This window comes from Streptomyces sp. NPDC048718, assembly GCF_043198875.1.
In the GTDB taxonomy this organism is placed as follows: Bacteria; Actinomycetota; Actinomycetes; order Streptomycetales; family Streptomycetaceae; genus Streptomyces.
The window spans coordinates 1-13,559 of the sequence record NZ_JBICVG010000026.1 but is presented as its reverse complement, the minus strand read 5'-3'; the positions used below and the strand labels follow the sequence as shown (position 1 = coordinate 13,559).

11 protein-coding genes and 2 pseudogenes are annotated in these 13,559 nt (G+C 71.9%); 2 read left to right on the top strand and 11 right to left on the bottom strand.

Going from position 1 to position 13,559, the window contains the following annotated elements; genetic code table 11:
- Positions 1 to 91: 91 nt before the first annotated feature.
- The 10 genes from ACGFRB_RS32030 to ACGFRB_RS31985 form a co-directional block, all read right to left on the bottom strand.
- Positions 92 to 427 (bottom strand): RNA polymerase-binding protein RbpA, encoded by a 336-nt coding sequence (locus ACGFRB_RS32030; protein WP_003976875.1) that lies wholly within the window; start codon positions 425 to 427, stop codon positions 92 to 94.
- A gap of 77 nt (positions 428 to 504) precedes the next feature.
- Positions 505 to 735, bottom strand: a complete 231-nt coding sequence (gene secG, locus ACGFRB_RS32025; RefSeq protein ID WP_363008373.1) for a preprotein translocase subunit SecG — start codon at positions 733 to 735, stop codon at positions 505 to 507.
- 167 nt (positions 736 to 902) lie between these two features.
- Positions 903 to 1,679, bottom strand: a complete 777-nt coding sequence (tpiA, locus tag ACGFRB_RS32020) for a triose-phosphate isomerase (RefSeq protein WP_363008371.1) — start codon at positions 1,677 to 1,679, stop codon at positions 903 to 905.
- Between the two features lie 7 nt (positions 1,680 to 1,686).
- Positions 1,687 to 2,898 (bottom strand): phosphoglycerate kinase, encoded by a 1,212-nt coding sequence (locus tag ACGFRB_RS32015; RefSeq protein WP_393248041.1) that lies wholly within the window; start codon positions 2,896 to 2,898, stop codon positions 1,687 to 1,689.
- 109 nt (positions 2,899 to 3,007) lie between these two features.
- Positions 3,008 to 4,015 (bottom strand): type I glyceraldehyde-3-phosphate dehydrogenase, encoded by a 1,008-nt coding sequence (gap, locus tag ACGFRB_RS32010; protein WP_363008367.1) that lies wholly within the window; start codon positions 4,013 to 4,015, stop codon positions 3,008 to 3,010.
- Positions 4,016 to 4,600: 585 nt separating this feature from the next.
- Positions 4,601 to 5,590, bottom strand: a complete 990-nt coding sequence (gene whiA, locus ACGFRB_RS32005) for a DNA-binding protein WhiA (RefSeq protein ID WP_359884392.1) — start codon at positions 5,588 to 5,590, stop codon at positions 4,601 to 4,603.
- Complete coding sequence (yvcK, locus tag ACGFRB_RS32000; protein ID WP_363008365.1) at positions 5,581 to 6,618, bottom strand: uridine diphosphate-N-acetylglucosamine-binding protein YvcK; 1,038 nt, start codon at positions 6,616 to 6,618, stop codon at positions 5,581 to 5,583. The genes whiA and yvcK overlap by 10 nt, the downstream gene beginning before the upstream one ends.
- Positions 6,615 to 7,538, bottom strand: coding sequence for an RNase adapter RapZ (gene rapZ, locus ACGFRB_RS31995; RefSeq protein WP_393248115.1), 924 nt, complete (start codon positions 7,536 to 7,538; stop codon positions 6,615 to 6,617). Before rapZ ends, yvcK begins: the two co-directional genes overlap by 4 nt.
- Before the next feature lie 158 nt (positions 7,539 to 7,696).
- On the bottom strand, positions 7,697 to 9,775 hold the full coding sequence (uvrC, locus tag ACGFRB_RS31990) for an excinuclease ABC subunit UvrC (RefSeq protein ID WP_393248038.1): 2,079 nt from the start codon (positions 9,773 to 9,775) through the stop codon (positions 7,697 to 7,699).
- 192 nt (positions 9,776 to 9,967) lie between these two features.
- The gene (locus ACGFRB_RS31985) at positions 9,968 to 10,393 is read right to left on the bottom strand and encodes a Rieske (2Fe-2S) protein (protein ID WP_361229203.1); all 426 of its coding nucleotides are present in this window, start codon (positions 10,391 to 10,393) and stop codon (positions 9,968 to 9,970) included.
- Positions 10,394 to 10,559: 166 nt separating this feature from the next.
- On the opposite strand from ACGFRB_RS31985, the gene ACGFRB_RS31980 reads away from it, so the two are divergent.
- Positions 10,560 to 11,465: a carbohydrate kinase gene (locus tag ACGFRB_RS31980; RefSeq protein WP_393248036.1), complete on the top strand. Its 906-nt coding sequence runs from the start codon at positions 10,560 to 10,562 to the stop codon at positions 11,463 to 11,465.
- 302 nt (positions 11,466 to 11,767) lie between these two features.
- Here ACGFRB_RS31980 and ACGFRB_RS31975 read toward each other — a convergent pair.
- Positions 11,768 to 12,637 (bottom strand): annotated as a pseudogene (locus ACGFRB_RS31975) (helix-turn-helix domain-containing protein); the annotation flags it as partial.
- Between the two features lie 2 nt (positions 12,638 to 12,639).
- On the opposite strand from ACGFRB_RS31975, the pseudogene ACGFRB_RS31970 reads away from it, so the two are divergent.
- Positions 12,640 to 13,415: pseudogene (locus ACGFRB_RS31970) on the top strand (saccharopine dehydrogenase); the annotation flags it as partial.
- Positions 13,416 to 13,559 lie beyond the last annotated feature (144 nt).

Here is a 13,559-nt window from a genome sequence, read left to right as displayed (position 1 = left end):
CGGGCCCCGCCGCGAACCGTGTTCGCGGGCGAGGCCCGTCCGTCGTCTTCGTCGTACCGCGCGCGTCGCCGCGCGGATGTCCCTCTGTCCCTCAGATCTCGCCGCGGAGCTTGGCGAGCGCCTCGGCGAGGATCGCCTCCCCGTCGGCGTCGCTGCGCCGCTCCCGTACATACGCGAGGTGCGTCTTGTACGGCTCCGTGCGCGGCGGGTCCGGCGGGTTGTCCCGGTCCTGACCTGCCGGAAAGCCACAGCGCGGGCAGTCCCAGGTCTCCGGGACCTGTGCGTCACTGGCGAAGCTGGGCTGGGTCTCGTGCCCGTTCGAGCACCAGAAGGAGATCCGGAGACGCGGAGCCGACTCGCCCCGCTCGGCCTCCCCCATCGGCCCCGCTCCGACCCGGCTTCCCCGGATCGCGTTGCCACTTGCCACGGTCGTAACTCCCTGCGTGATGGTGCTCGAAGATGCCCCAGTCTACGTAAGGCCCAACGCGCGTCCAGTGGTTGGAGTTACCCGTCCATCTTCATCAGCAGGCCAAGTACGACAATGCACGCGAACCACAGCACGCCGATCACCACGGTGATCCGGTCCAGGTTGCGCTCGGCGACCGAGGAGCCGCCGACGGAGGACTGCATGCCGCCACCGAACATGTCGGAGAGGCCGCCGCCCTTGCCCTTGTGCATCAGCACGAGCAGCATCAGCAGCGCACTGAAGACGATCAGGGCGATCGAAAACCCCATAACCACGGCTGGACCAACTTCCTCGGACTTGTAAGGACAGGGGCCGGGCAGGTACCTGCCCGGCCCCCGCAAGGGTACGACGGATCGCCGTCACGGCTCTACATCGTCAGACGCGGATCGTCACTGGTCGCGCCGTCTTCCGGCGCCACCGGCGGATCCGCCGGGTGTCACTGGTCGCGGAACCGGATGATCTTGACGAAGTCCTCGGCGTCCAGCGCGGCGCCGCCGACCAGCGCGCCGTCGATGTCGGGCTTCGCCATGATCTCGGCGACGTTGCCGCTCTTGACGGAGCCGCCGTACTGGATGCGGACCTTGTCGGCCAGCTCCCGCGAGTACAGCTCGGCCAGCTTGCCGCGGATCGCCCCGCAGACCTCCTGGGCGTCGTCGGCGCCGCAGACCTCGCCGGTGCCGATCGCCCAGACCGGCTCGTAGGCGATCACGACGGACTCGGCCTGCTCGGCCGGGATGTCCTTCAGACCGCCCTCGACCTGGGCCAGGGTGTGCGGGACGGCGTCGCCGGCCGTACGGACGGGCAGCTCCTCGCCGACGCACAGGATCGGGGTCAGGCCGTGCCGGAAGGCGGCCTTCACCTTGTCGTTGCAGACCTCGTCGGTCTCGGCGTGGTACTGACGGCGCTCCGAGTGGCCGACGGCCACGTACGCGCACTTCAGCTTCGCCAGCATCGGTCCGGAGATCTCGCCGGTGTACGCACCGGAGTCGTGCGCCGAGAGGTCCTGGGCGCCGTACTTGATCTTCAGCTTGTCGCCGTCCACCAGGGTCTGCACGGAGCGCAGGTCGGTGAAGGGCACGAGAACCGCGACCTCGACGGCGTCGAAGTCCTTGTCGGTCAGCGCGAAGGCGAGCTTCTGGACGTGGGCGATGGCCTCCAGGTGGTTGAGGTTCATCTTCCAGTTGCCCGCCATCAGCGGGGTACGGGTGCTCATCGGTGGATCAGTCCTCCAGTGCGGCGAGGCCGGGAAGCGTCTTGCCCTCGAGGTATTCGAGGGAGGCGCCGCCGCCGGTCGAAATGTGGCCGAAGGCATTCTCGTCGAAGCCCAGGGTGCGGACGGCGGCGGCCGAGTCGCCACCGCCGACCACGGTGAAACCGGGCGCGTCGAGCAGCGCCTGGGCGAGGGCGCGGGTGCCCTCGGCGTAGTCGGGGTGCTCGAAGACGCCCATCGGGCCGTTCCAGAACACGGTGCCCGCGTCGGCGAGCTTGGCGGCGTACAGCTCGCGGGTCTTCGGGCCGATGTCCAGGCCCAGCTTGCCGGCGGGCATGGCGTCCGCGGCGACGGTCTCCGGGTGGGTCGCGGCCTTCGCCTTCAGGTCCGGGAACTCCGCCGAGACCAGGACGTCGAGCGGGAGCACGAACTCCACTCCGCGCCGCTCCGCCTCCGCCAGGTACTCCAGGCACTTCTGCTTCTGGTCCTCCTGGAGCAGCGAGGTGCCGACCTCGTGCCCCTTGGCGGCCAGGAAGGTGAAGAGCATGCCGCCGCCGATGAGGATGCGGTCGGCCTTGTCGAGCAGGTTGTCGATGACGCCGATCTTGTCGGAGACCTTGGAGCCGCCGAGGGCGACCACGTACGGCCGCCGTACGTCCTCGGTGAGCTTCTTCAGGACGCCGACCTCGGTGGCGATGAGGTAGCCGGCGAAGTGCGGCAGCCGGGCCGGGAGGTCGAAGACCGAGGCGTGCTTGCGGTGCACGGCGCCGAAGCCGTCGCCCACGTACACGTCCGCGAGGCCCGCCAGCCGGTCGGCGAACGCGCCGCGCTCGGCGTCGTCCTTGGAGGTCTCACCGGCGTTGAAGCGGAGGTTCTCGACGACGGCGACCTGCCCGTCGGCGAGGGCCGCGACGGTGGCCTTGGCGGACTCGCCGACCGTGTCGGTCGCGAACGCCACGTCGGCGCCGAGCAGTTCGCCCAGGCGCTCGGCGGCCGGGGCGAGCGAGAACGCCGGGTCGGGCGCGCCCTTCGGGCGGCCGAGGTGCGAGGCCACCACGACCCGGGCACCGGCCTCGGCCAGCGCCTTGACGGTCGGGACGACGGCGCGGATGCGTCCGTCGTCGATGATGGTCGTGCCGTCGAGGGGCACGTTGAGGTCGGCGCGGACGAACACCCGCTTGCCGGAGACGCCCTGGGCGAGCAGCTCGTCGATCGTCTTCATGTGTTTCTCTGACTCCCTGTTGCACGTGGTGGAGCACACGACGCAGGGCCCGCGCAGCGCGCCATCGCACTGCCCGAGCCCTGCTTCACGCCGAAGCCCGCCCTAGAGTCTAGAGCTGACCGCCGACGAAGACGGTGAGGTCGACGAGTCGGTTGGAGTAGCCCCACTCGTTGTCGTACCAGCCGAGGACCTTGACCGAGTTGTCGTCCTGCACCATCGTCAGCGACGAGTCGAAGGTGCAGGAGGCCGGGTCGCCCACGATGTCCGAGGAGACGATCGGGTCCTCGGTGTAGAAGAGCAGACCCTTGAGGTCGCCCTCCGCGGCCTTCTTGAACGCGGCGTTGACCTCGTCCTTGGTGACCTCGCGGGACAGCTCCACGACCAGGTCGGTGACCGAGCCGGTGGGGACCGGCACGCGGATGGCCATGCCGTCGAGCTTGCCCTTGAGCTGCGGGAGGACCAGGGCGGTGGCCTTGGCGGCACCGGTCGTGGTCGGGATGATGTTCTCCGCGGCGGCGCGGGCGCGGCGCAGGTCGCGGTGCGGGAAGTCGAGGATCCGCTGGTCGTTGGTGTACGCGTGGACCGTGGTCATCAGACCGCGGACGATGCCGAAGTTCTCGTCGAGGACCTTGGCCATCGGCGCCACGCAGTTGGTGGTGCAGGACGCGTTGGAGATGACGTGGTGGTTCGCCGCGTCGTACGCGTCGTGGTTGACGCCCATGACGATGGTGATGTCCTCGTCCTTGGCCGGAGCCGAGATGAGGACCTTCTTCGCGCCGCCGGCCAGGTGCTTGGCGGCGTCGGCGCGCTTGGTGAAGATGCCGGTGGACTCGACGACGATGTCGACGCCCAGCTCACCCCACGGGATCTGCGCGGGGTCGCGCTCGGACAGCACCTTGACGGTGTGTCCGTCGACGGTGATGGTGTCCTCGGTGTGGGTCACCTCGGCCTTGAGACGGCCCAGGATGGTGTCGTACTTCAGCAGGTGGGCCGTGGTCGCGGTGTCGCCCAGGTCGTTGACGGCCACGACCTCGATGTCGGCACCCTGCTCAAGGAGCGCCCGGAAGTAGTTGCGCCCGATACGGCCAAAGCCGTTGATGCCTACGCGGATCGTCACGAACCGATCTCCTCGTGGTACGCCGGGTTTCGACGCCCGGCGAGCTTCAATTTTGGGATGTCCCCGACCACTTACGACCCTACCTCTAATGGTGGCCGCGCGTGACATCGAGTGCGCCTCCCCCTGCCCGAAATGTGCCGGTAAAACGCCTACAGGCCTTGTTTCCCCCTGGGTATCAGCCCTCCCGATGCCCTGATTTCGACTACGCAGCGTGACGAAAATAGGTGCTCGACTGAGCACTCGGAATGGCGTCGGAGCGAAATGACGGTCATTCCGAGCAGAGCCTCCCGTTCCGCCGTATTCGGGACGCGCCCGTGGCCGAAGCCGGGGTGGACGATGTCACGGGTGGTGACCGCTGCGCGGCCGTGAATCCACGTCTTCGAATGAATCGCGCCATCCATGCCGCAGATTCGGCCTATCGGCGTGTCCGGTACGAACCACGGGCCCGCGACGGCCCTTTTCCCCCGCGACTCGGGCACCTGACCGGAGTACCTGGCCCTGGCCCGGAAACGGCTTCTGCCGGTGCCTCGGGGAGGCACCGGCAGAAGGGAGGAGAGGGTCGGGGCGGGTGGGGAGCGGGGGACGTCAGCCGACGAGGCTGTCGTCCAGCTCCTCCGTCAGATTGGACTCGGTCCCCGGGATGCCCAGGTCCTGGGCCCGCTTGTCGGCCATCGCGAGCAGCCGCCGGATCCGGCCGGCCACCGCGTCCTTGGTGAGCGGCGGGTCGGCGAGCGCGCCCAGCTCCTCCAGGGAGGCCTGCTTGTGCTCCATCCGCAGCCGCCCGGCGGCCGCGAGGTGCTCGGGCACCTCCTCGCCGAGGATCTCCAGCGCGCGGGCCACCCGGGCGCCGGCGGCGACCGCCGCGCGGGCCGAGCGGCGCAGGTTGGCGTCGTCGAAGTTGGCGAGCCGGTTGGCGGTGGCGCGGACCTCACGCCGCATCCGCCGTTCCTCCCAGGCCAGCACCGACTCGTGCGCGCCGAGCCGGGTCAGCAGGGCACCGATCGCGTCGCCGTCGCGGACCACGACCCGGTCCACCCCGCGGACCTCACGGGCCTTCGCGGCGATGGAGAGCCGCCGGGCGGCGCCGACCAGCGCGAGCGCGGCCTCCGGGCCGGGGCAGGTGACCTCCAGGGAGGAGGAGCGGCCCGGCTCGGTCAGCGAGCCGTGCGCCAGGAAGGCGCCGCGCCAGGCCGCCTCGGCGTCACAGGTGGCCCCGGAGACGACCTGCGGGGGCAGGCCCCGGATGGGCCGGCCCCGGCCGTCGACCAGACCGGTCTGGCGGGCCAGCTGGTCGCCGCCCGCGACCACGCGCACGACGAAGCGCGAGCCCCGGCGCAGCCCGCCGGGCGCCATCACGATCAGCTCGGAGCTGTGCCCGAAGATCTCCAGGATGTCCCGCTTGAGCCGACGGGCCGCCATCGCGGTGTCCAGCTCCGCCTCGATCACGATCCGGCCGCTCACCAGGTGCAGCCCGCCCGCGAACCGCAGGATCGACGAGACCTCGGCCTTCCTGCAGCAGGTCCGGGTGACGGGGAGCCGGGAAATCTCGTCCTTCACCGCTGCCGTCATCGCCATGGGCCGATCCTTCCATGCATCCGAAAAATACGGTCGTACGCGGCGGCCAACAGCTCCGGGTCGTGCTTCGGAGTGCCGTCGGGCCGGGCCACCGGCGCCAGCTCGACCGCGGCGCCGAGCCGCTTGGCGGCTTCGGCGAGGGGTTCTCTTGCCGACGCGTCGGGCACGGCGGCCTCGTCGGCCAGCACCACGTCCAGGGCGAGTTTAGGGGCGTGTCGTGCCAAAACCTCCAAATGACGCTGCGGAGAGAAGCCCTCGGTTTCTCCGGGCTGCGGCGCGAGGTTCAAGGAGAGCACCCGGCGGGCCTTGGTCTCCACCAGGGCGTCGAGCAATTCGGGCACCAGCAGATGCGGGATGACCGAGGAGAACCAGGAGCCCGGACCGAGCACCACCCAGTCGGCGTCCAGGACGGCCGCGACCGCCTCCGGGACGGCCGGCGGGTCGTGCGGGACCAGGTGCACGGACTGCACCTCGCCGGGGGTGAGCGCCACGGTGGCCTGGCCCCGTACCGTGTCCACGTCGTCCGGACGGGCCGGGTCGTGCCCCTTGACCAGGGCCTGGAGCTCCAGCGGTACGGCGGACATGGGCAGCACCCGGCCGTGCGCGCCGAGCAGCTTGCCGACCAGGTCCAGGGCCTGCACCGGGTCGCCGCCCAGCTGCTCCCAGAGGGCGACGATCAGCAGATTGCCGACGGCGTGGCCGTGCATCTCGCCCTTGGACTGGAAGCGGTGCTGGATGACCCGGGCCCAGGTCTGGCCCCAGTCGTCGTCCCCGCAGAGCGCGGCGAGCGCTTTGCGCAGATCGCCCGGGGGCAGTACGTCCAGTTCCTCGCGGAGCCGGCCGCTGGAGCCCCCGTCGTCGGCGACGGTGACCACGGCGGTCAGGTCGCCGGTGATCCGGCGCAGCGCGGCGAGCGAGGCCGACAGGCCCATGCCGCCGCCGAGCGCGACGACCTTGGGCTGCGCGCCCCGTCTGCGGAGCGTGCGCCGCACCGACAGGGTGGACGCACGCCGTCGGTACGGTTTCACTCGCGCCCCATGTCACGGTGGACGATCACGGTCTCCACGCCCTCGGAGGCCAGCCGCGCGGCCAGCTTCTCGGCGGTGGCCACGGAACGGTGCTTGCCGCCCGTACAGCCGACGGCGATGGTCACGTACCGCTTGCCCTCGCGGCGGTAGCCGGCGGCGATCAGCTGGAGCAGCTCGGTGTAGCGGTCCAGGAACTCCTTGGCGCCGGGCTGGCTGTAGACGTAGGCGGCGACCTCCTCGTTCAGGCCGCTGAACGGGCGCAGCTCGGGGACCCAGTGCGGGTTGGGCAGGAAGCGCATGTCGACCACGAGGTCGGCGTCGACGGGCAGGCCGTACTTGAAGCCGAAGGACATCACGGTGGCCCGCAGCTCGGGCTCCTCGTCACCGGCGAACTGGGCGTCCATCTTGGCGCGCAGTTCGTGGACGTTGAGGCTGGAGGTGTCGATCACCAGGTCGGCGTCGCCGCGCAGCTCGCGCAGCAGGTCGCGCTCGGCGGCGATGCCGTCGACGATGCGGCCGTCGCCCTGGAGGGGGTGCGGGCGGCGGACCGACTCGAAGCGGCGGACCAGGGCGTCGTCGGAGGACTCCAGGAAGACGATCCGCCGGGTGACCTGCTTGGCGTCGAGGTCGGCGAGGGAGTCCTTGAGGTTGTCGAAGAACTGCCGGCCGCGCACGTCCACGACGACCGCGATCCGGGCCACGTTGCCCTGCGAGCGGGCGCCCAGCTCCACCATGGTGGGGATCAGGGCGGGCGGCAGGTTGTCGACGACGAACCAGCCGAGGTCCTCCAGGCATTTCGCGGCGGTGGACCGGCCGGCGCCGGACATCCCGGAGATGATCACCAGCTCGGGGATGGGCGTGTCGCCGTTGGTGTCGGCGGCATTGGTGTCGGCGGCGGGCTCCGCCGTGTCCGGGTCCATGTCCGGCGCTCCGTCCTCGTGCACACGCTCGCCCACGTGTCCGGCCATCTGCTCGCCGCCCTTCGGCTCGTCGTTCTCCTGCCGGGCGCTTCGCTGGCCGGTCGGCTGCTCGCTTCGGTGCTCGCTTCGGTGCTCGCTTCGGTGCTGGTCGTGCTCGGTCATGCGGTGGTGCCCCCGTCGTCTTCCATGATCTCTCCTGTGGCCGTGTTCACGGCGGGCGCGGCCGGAGCCGCCTGCGCGAGGGCCGCCGCCACGGCCTCCGCCGTCTTGCGGCCCATGCCGGGGACCTCGCAGATCTGCTCGATTGTCGCCTGCCGGAGACGTTTGACCGAGCCGAAATGCTTGATGAGCGCCTGTTTGCGCGTTTCGCCGAGGCCGGGGATCGCGTCCAGGGGGCTGCTGCGGACGCGCTTGCTCCGCTTGGACCGCTGGTAACGGATGGCGAAGTCGTGAGCGGCGTCACGGACCCGCTGGAGAAGGTACAGGCCCTCGCTGGAGCGGGGCAGCACCACCGGGTCGTCGTCGCCGGGCAGCCAGACCTCCTCCAGGCGCTTGGCCAGGCCGCAGACGGCGACGTCGTCGATGCCCAGCTCGTCCAGGGCCCGCTGGGCGGCGGCGACCTGCGGCTGTCCGCCGTCGACCACGACGAGCTGCGGGGGGTACGCGAAGCGCTTGGGGCGTCCGTCGTCCTCCGGGGCGGCGAAGGGGTCCGGGGCGTCGTTCTCGGAGGCGGTGACGTCCTGGGCCGGGGATCCGGCGGGCACGGCGCCGGGCTCACCGGTCTCACCGGCGGCGTCGGCCTCACCGACACCGCCGTCGACCCATTCGCCCGTCTTCTCCTTCTCGGCGAGATAGCGCCGGAAGCGGCGGCCGATCACCTCGTGCATCGAGCGGACGTCGTCCTGCCCCTCGAAGCCCTTGATCTGGAAGCGGCGGAACTCGCTCTTGCGGGGCAGCCCGTCCTCGAAGACGACCATGGAGGCCACCACGTCCTCGCCCTGGAGGTGCGAGATGTCGAAGCACTCGATGCGCAGCGGCGCCGAGTCCAGGCCGAGCGCGTCGGCGATCTCCTCCAGGGCCCGGGAGCGGGTGGTCAGATCGCTGGCCCGCTTGGTCTTGTGCAGCACGAGCGCCTGCCGCGCGTTGCGCGCGACCGTCTCCATCAGGTCCTTCTTGTCGCCGCGCTGCGGGATCCGCAGGGACACCTGGGAGCCTCGGCGGGCGGCCAGCCACTGCGCGACCGCGTCGGGGTCCTCGGGCAGGGCGGGGACCAGGACCTCCTTGGGGACCGCGTCGCCGCTCTCCTCGCCGTACAGCTGCTGGAGGGCGTGCTCGACCAGGCCGGCGGCGCCGACGGCCTCGACCTTGTCGGTGACCCAGCCGCGCTGGCCGCGCACGCGTCCGCCGCGTACGTGGAAGATCTGGACGGCCGCCTCCAGCTCGTCCTCGGCGAGCGCGATCAGGTCGGCGTCCGTGGCGTCGGCGAGCACCACGGCGTTCTTCTCCATGGCCTTGCGCAGCGCGCCTATGTCGTCGCGCAGCCGGGCCGCCCGCTCGTACTCCATGTCCTCGGCCGCCAGCGTCATCTGCTTCTCCAGGCGGCGGATGTACGTACCGGTGCGGCCGGCCATGAAGTCGCAGAACTCCCCGGCCAGTTCGCGGTGCTCCTCGGGGGTGACCCGGCCCACGCACGGCGCCGAGCACTTGCCGATGTAGCCGAGCAGACAGGGACGGCCGGCGGAGGCGGCGTTGCGGAAGACACCCGCGGAGCAGGTACGGACGGGGAAGACCCGCAGCATCAGGTCGACGGTCTCGCGGATGGCCCACGCGTGCGCGTACGGACCGAAGTAGCGCACGCCCTTCTTCTTGTGGCCGCGCATCACCTGGACCCGCGGGAACTCCTCGTTCAGCGTGACCGCGAGGTAGGGGTAGCTCTTGTCGTCCCGGTACTTGACGTTGAACCGGGGGTCGAACTCCTTGATCCAGGAGTACTCCAGCTGGAGCGCCTCGACCTCGGTCGACACGACGGTCCACTCCACGGAGGCGGCCGTGGTCACCATCGTCGCGGTGCGCGGGTGGAGGCTCGCCAGCGGCTGGAAGTAGTTGGCCAGGCGCTGGCGCAGCGATTTCGCCTTCCCGACGTAGATCACCCGGCGGTGCTCGTCGCGGAATTTGTAGACCCCCGGAGAGTCGGGGATCTGCCCCGGCTGGGGGCGGTAGCTGGACGGGTCGGCCATGGCTCCCACCCTACTGGCGGGAACCGACAGTCCGGGCGCCTCCATCGGGGGGACCGGCGGGGACGGGCGGGCCGACGGCAAGCGGGCCGGGGCGGGCGGGCCGGCGGCTGGGGAGCGGGCCGGGGGCGGGCGGATGCCCTTTCGGGAACCCCGGGAGGTCCGGGGCGCGCGCCCCGGACCCGGGAGTGGGGATCAGGCCTTGGGGCCGGCGATCAGCTTGCCGTTCTCGACCCGCACCGGGACCTCGGGCAGCGGCACGGTCGCCGGGCCCTGGATCGCCTTGCCGGTGGCCACGTCGAAGCGGCTGTGGTGGCAGGGGCAGTTGCCCTCGTTGTTCTCGATCTTGTCCAGGACACAGCCGGCGTGGGTGCACTGGGCGCTGAACGCCTTGTACTGGCCCTCGGCCGGGCAGTGCACGAGGAGCCGCTGCTCGCGGTAGAGCTTGGCACCGCCCACCGGGACGTCCGCGGGCGCGCCGAGGTCCACCGGAGCGGTCGGCACCGGGTTCTGCGCGTGGCCGAGATTGGAGTCGGTGGAGCAGGCGGCTACGCCCAGTCCGGCGGCTCCGGCGAGGGCGGCGCCTTTGAGGACGGTACGGCGGGTGGACTGGCCGGACATGAGTACTCCACGGGCGGTCGTGAGAGAACGGACCCATGGGGCATAAGGGGACCCAAGGGATCCAGAGGGGACCCCGTCGACGATACCGGCGGGCCGGACGACCCCCTCCCCCGGGGCCGTACGCACTCCTGTCCGCCGCGGCACCTCATGGGTTACCTTCCGGTACGTGATCGTCGTCGCCGGTGAGTCCCTGATCGACCTGGTTCCCGACGGGCCGCCCGGCCCCCTGGCCCCGCTGCTGCCACGGCCCGGCGGCGGGCCCTACAACACGGCCATCGCCCTCGGGCGGCTGGGCGCCCGGGCCGCGTTCTGCTCCCGTGTGTCGACGGACGCGTTCGGGGACGCGCTGATGGCCGGGCTCCAGGGCGCCGAAGTCGCCACCGACCTCGTCCAGCGCGGACCCGAACCGACCACCCTGGCCGTCGCCTCCGTGGGCCCCGACGGCTCCGCCCGCTACGGCTTCTACGTGGAAGGCACCGCCGACCGGCTGTTCGCCCTGCCCGGCCCGCTGCCCGAGGACGTCCGGGCGGTCGCCTTCGGCACCCTCTCCCTGGCCCTCGAACCGGGTGCCACCGCCTACGAGGCGCTTCTGCGGCGCTCGGCGCGGGACGGCCTGTTCACCCTGCTCGACCCCAACATCCGGCCCGGGCTGCTGCCCGACCCCGTCGCCTACCGCACCCGCTTCGCGAACTGGCTGCCGCACGTCTCGGTCCTGAAGCTGTCCGAGGAGGACGCGGACTGGCTGGGCGGCACCCCCGCGTCATGGCTGGAGCGGGGTCCGGGCGCGGTCGTCCTGACCCGGGGCGCGGCGGGGCTGACCGTGTTCACGCGGGAGTACGAGGTGTCGGTGCCGGCGGTGCGGGTGCGGGTCGTGGACACGATCGGGGCGGGCGACACGGTGAACGCGGCGTTGTTGCACGGGCTGGTGGGGCGCGGGGTGCGCTGTGCGCCGGAGGCGCTGGGGGCGTTGGGGGTGGAGGCGTGGCGGGAGCTGCTGGCGTTCGCGGCGCGGGCGGCGGCGGTGACGTGTACGCGGGCGGGGGCGGAGCCGCCGTACGGGGGTGAGCTGTAGGGGGCGCGTTCGGGGTGCTGGTGCGGTGCGCTGGGGGGCGTGGTGGGGGCGCGTGGGCCGGTCCGGGGGCTCGTGTTCCGCACTGCATGATTTACGGCGCGGGCGCCTCCGTAGTGCGTAAAACGTTCTTTTTCCGCGCCACAAATCACGCTTTACGTTTCGAACACGACCCCCTTCCCGGCCCCCGCTCCCGTCGCTGTCCCGCGCGCACCGCCCCGCACCCCGTCCGCTTGGGGGGAGGTGGGTGGGTGCGTTTCCGGTCGGGGGTGGGAAGAGGGGTGAGGGTGGGAACGATCGCGGTCTCACGCCCGGAACGTGCGGCGGTAGGTGTCCGGCGGCACGCCGATCGCGCGATGGAAGTGGCGGCGCAGTGTCGTCGCCGTGCCCAGACTCGAGGCCGAGGCGATGGTGTCGACGCTGTCGTCCGTGGTCTCCAGCAGTTCCTGAGCGCGGCGGATCCGCTGCGCCAGCAGCCACCGCAGCGGGGTGGTGCCGGTGATCGAGCGGAAGTGGCGGCCCAAGTGGCGCGAGCTCATGTTCGCCTGACGGGCCAGACCCTCCACGGTGAGCGGCTGGTCCAGCCGCCGCATCACCCAGGGAAGCAGTTCGGTCAGGGGATGGCCGTCCTGGGCGGGTACCGGGGTGACCACGAACTGGGCCTGGCCACCGGCCCGGTGGGGCGGCACGACCAGACGGCGGGCGACCGTGTTGGCGATCGCCGGGCCGTGGTCGTGGCGGACCAGATGCAGGCACAGGTCCATCGCCGCGGACTTGCCCGCGGACGTGAGCACTCCGCCGTTGTCGACGTAGAGCACGTCCGGGTCGACCTTCACCCGGGGATAGCGCGCGGCCAGTTCCTCGGTGTGGGCCCAGTGCGTGGTCGCGTGCAGCCCGTCCAGGAGGCCGGCGGCCGCGAGCACGAACACCCCCGTGCACAGGGAGACCACGCGCGCGCCCGACGCGTGGGCCGCGCGCACCGCCTCGACGAGGTCGGCCGGCGGGTCCTCGTCGATGTCCGCCAGGGCGGGGACGATCACGGTGCCGGCGTCCGCCAGCCGGTCGAGCCCGCAGTCCGGCTCCAGCAGGAACCGGCCGACCCGCACGGCTCGCGTGCCGCACACCCTGACGTCGTACCAGGGACCCGGCAGGGCGTCCGGCGCCGAGCCGAAGACCAGCGGCGCTGCGGGCCGGCATTCCGTACGTCGACGTGGCGGCCGAGATCGAGGCGAACCTCGACACGTTCGCGCGCTTCGAGCGGCGCGCCCTCGACGAGGGCACCCTGGTGGTCCCGGCGATGGCCTTCTTCGGTGCCCTCGGCGACCTGTTGGTCACCACCGCGATGGGCGACTGGACGGCGGCGGACGAGGCACACATCGCCTACGGCCTGAGCAGTTGGCATCCCACGGCCGGGACACTCGCCGCGGGCGCGGTCTCGGGGCGGCGACGGGGCGGGCGCCGGGTCCGCTACACCGGCGGCCGGCTGGAGTACCACGACGACGCCCTGCCGACCCTCGAGTGGCCCTTCCCGGCCCCGCTGGGCCCCCAGAGCGTCCTCGGGGAGTTCACCATGGCCGATGTGTCGTCACCATTCCCAGCCACCTGGCCGTCCCGGAGGTGCGCACCTACATGACCGCGAAGGCGGCCGCGGACCTGTCCGCTCCCGACGCCTCGGCCCCGACCGCCGTCGACGGGCGCGGTCGCTCCGCGCAGACCTTCGTCGTCGACGTTCTCGTCCGCTCCCACGGCGTGGAGCGCCGTGCGGTCGTCTCCGGTCAGGACATCTACGCCATCAGCGCGCCGCTCGCGGTGGAGGCCGTCGACCGCATCCTCACCGGCCGGACCAGGACCACCGGCGTCGCCTCCGCGGGCGCGGTCTTCGACGCCCCGGACTTCCTGAACGCCTTGTCCACGCACCTTTCGCCGCACGTCCCGCTCGGCACACTCGGCTGACCGGCGCCCCGTGCCGGGGGGCCGGGGGGCCGGGGGGCCGGGGGGCCGGGGGGCCGGGCTGTGAACGGTACGACCGAGGGGGGGGGGGCCGGGGGGGGGGGGGGGCCGCCCGGGGGGGGGGGGGGCGCCGGAGAGGTGGGGGGC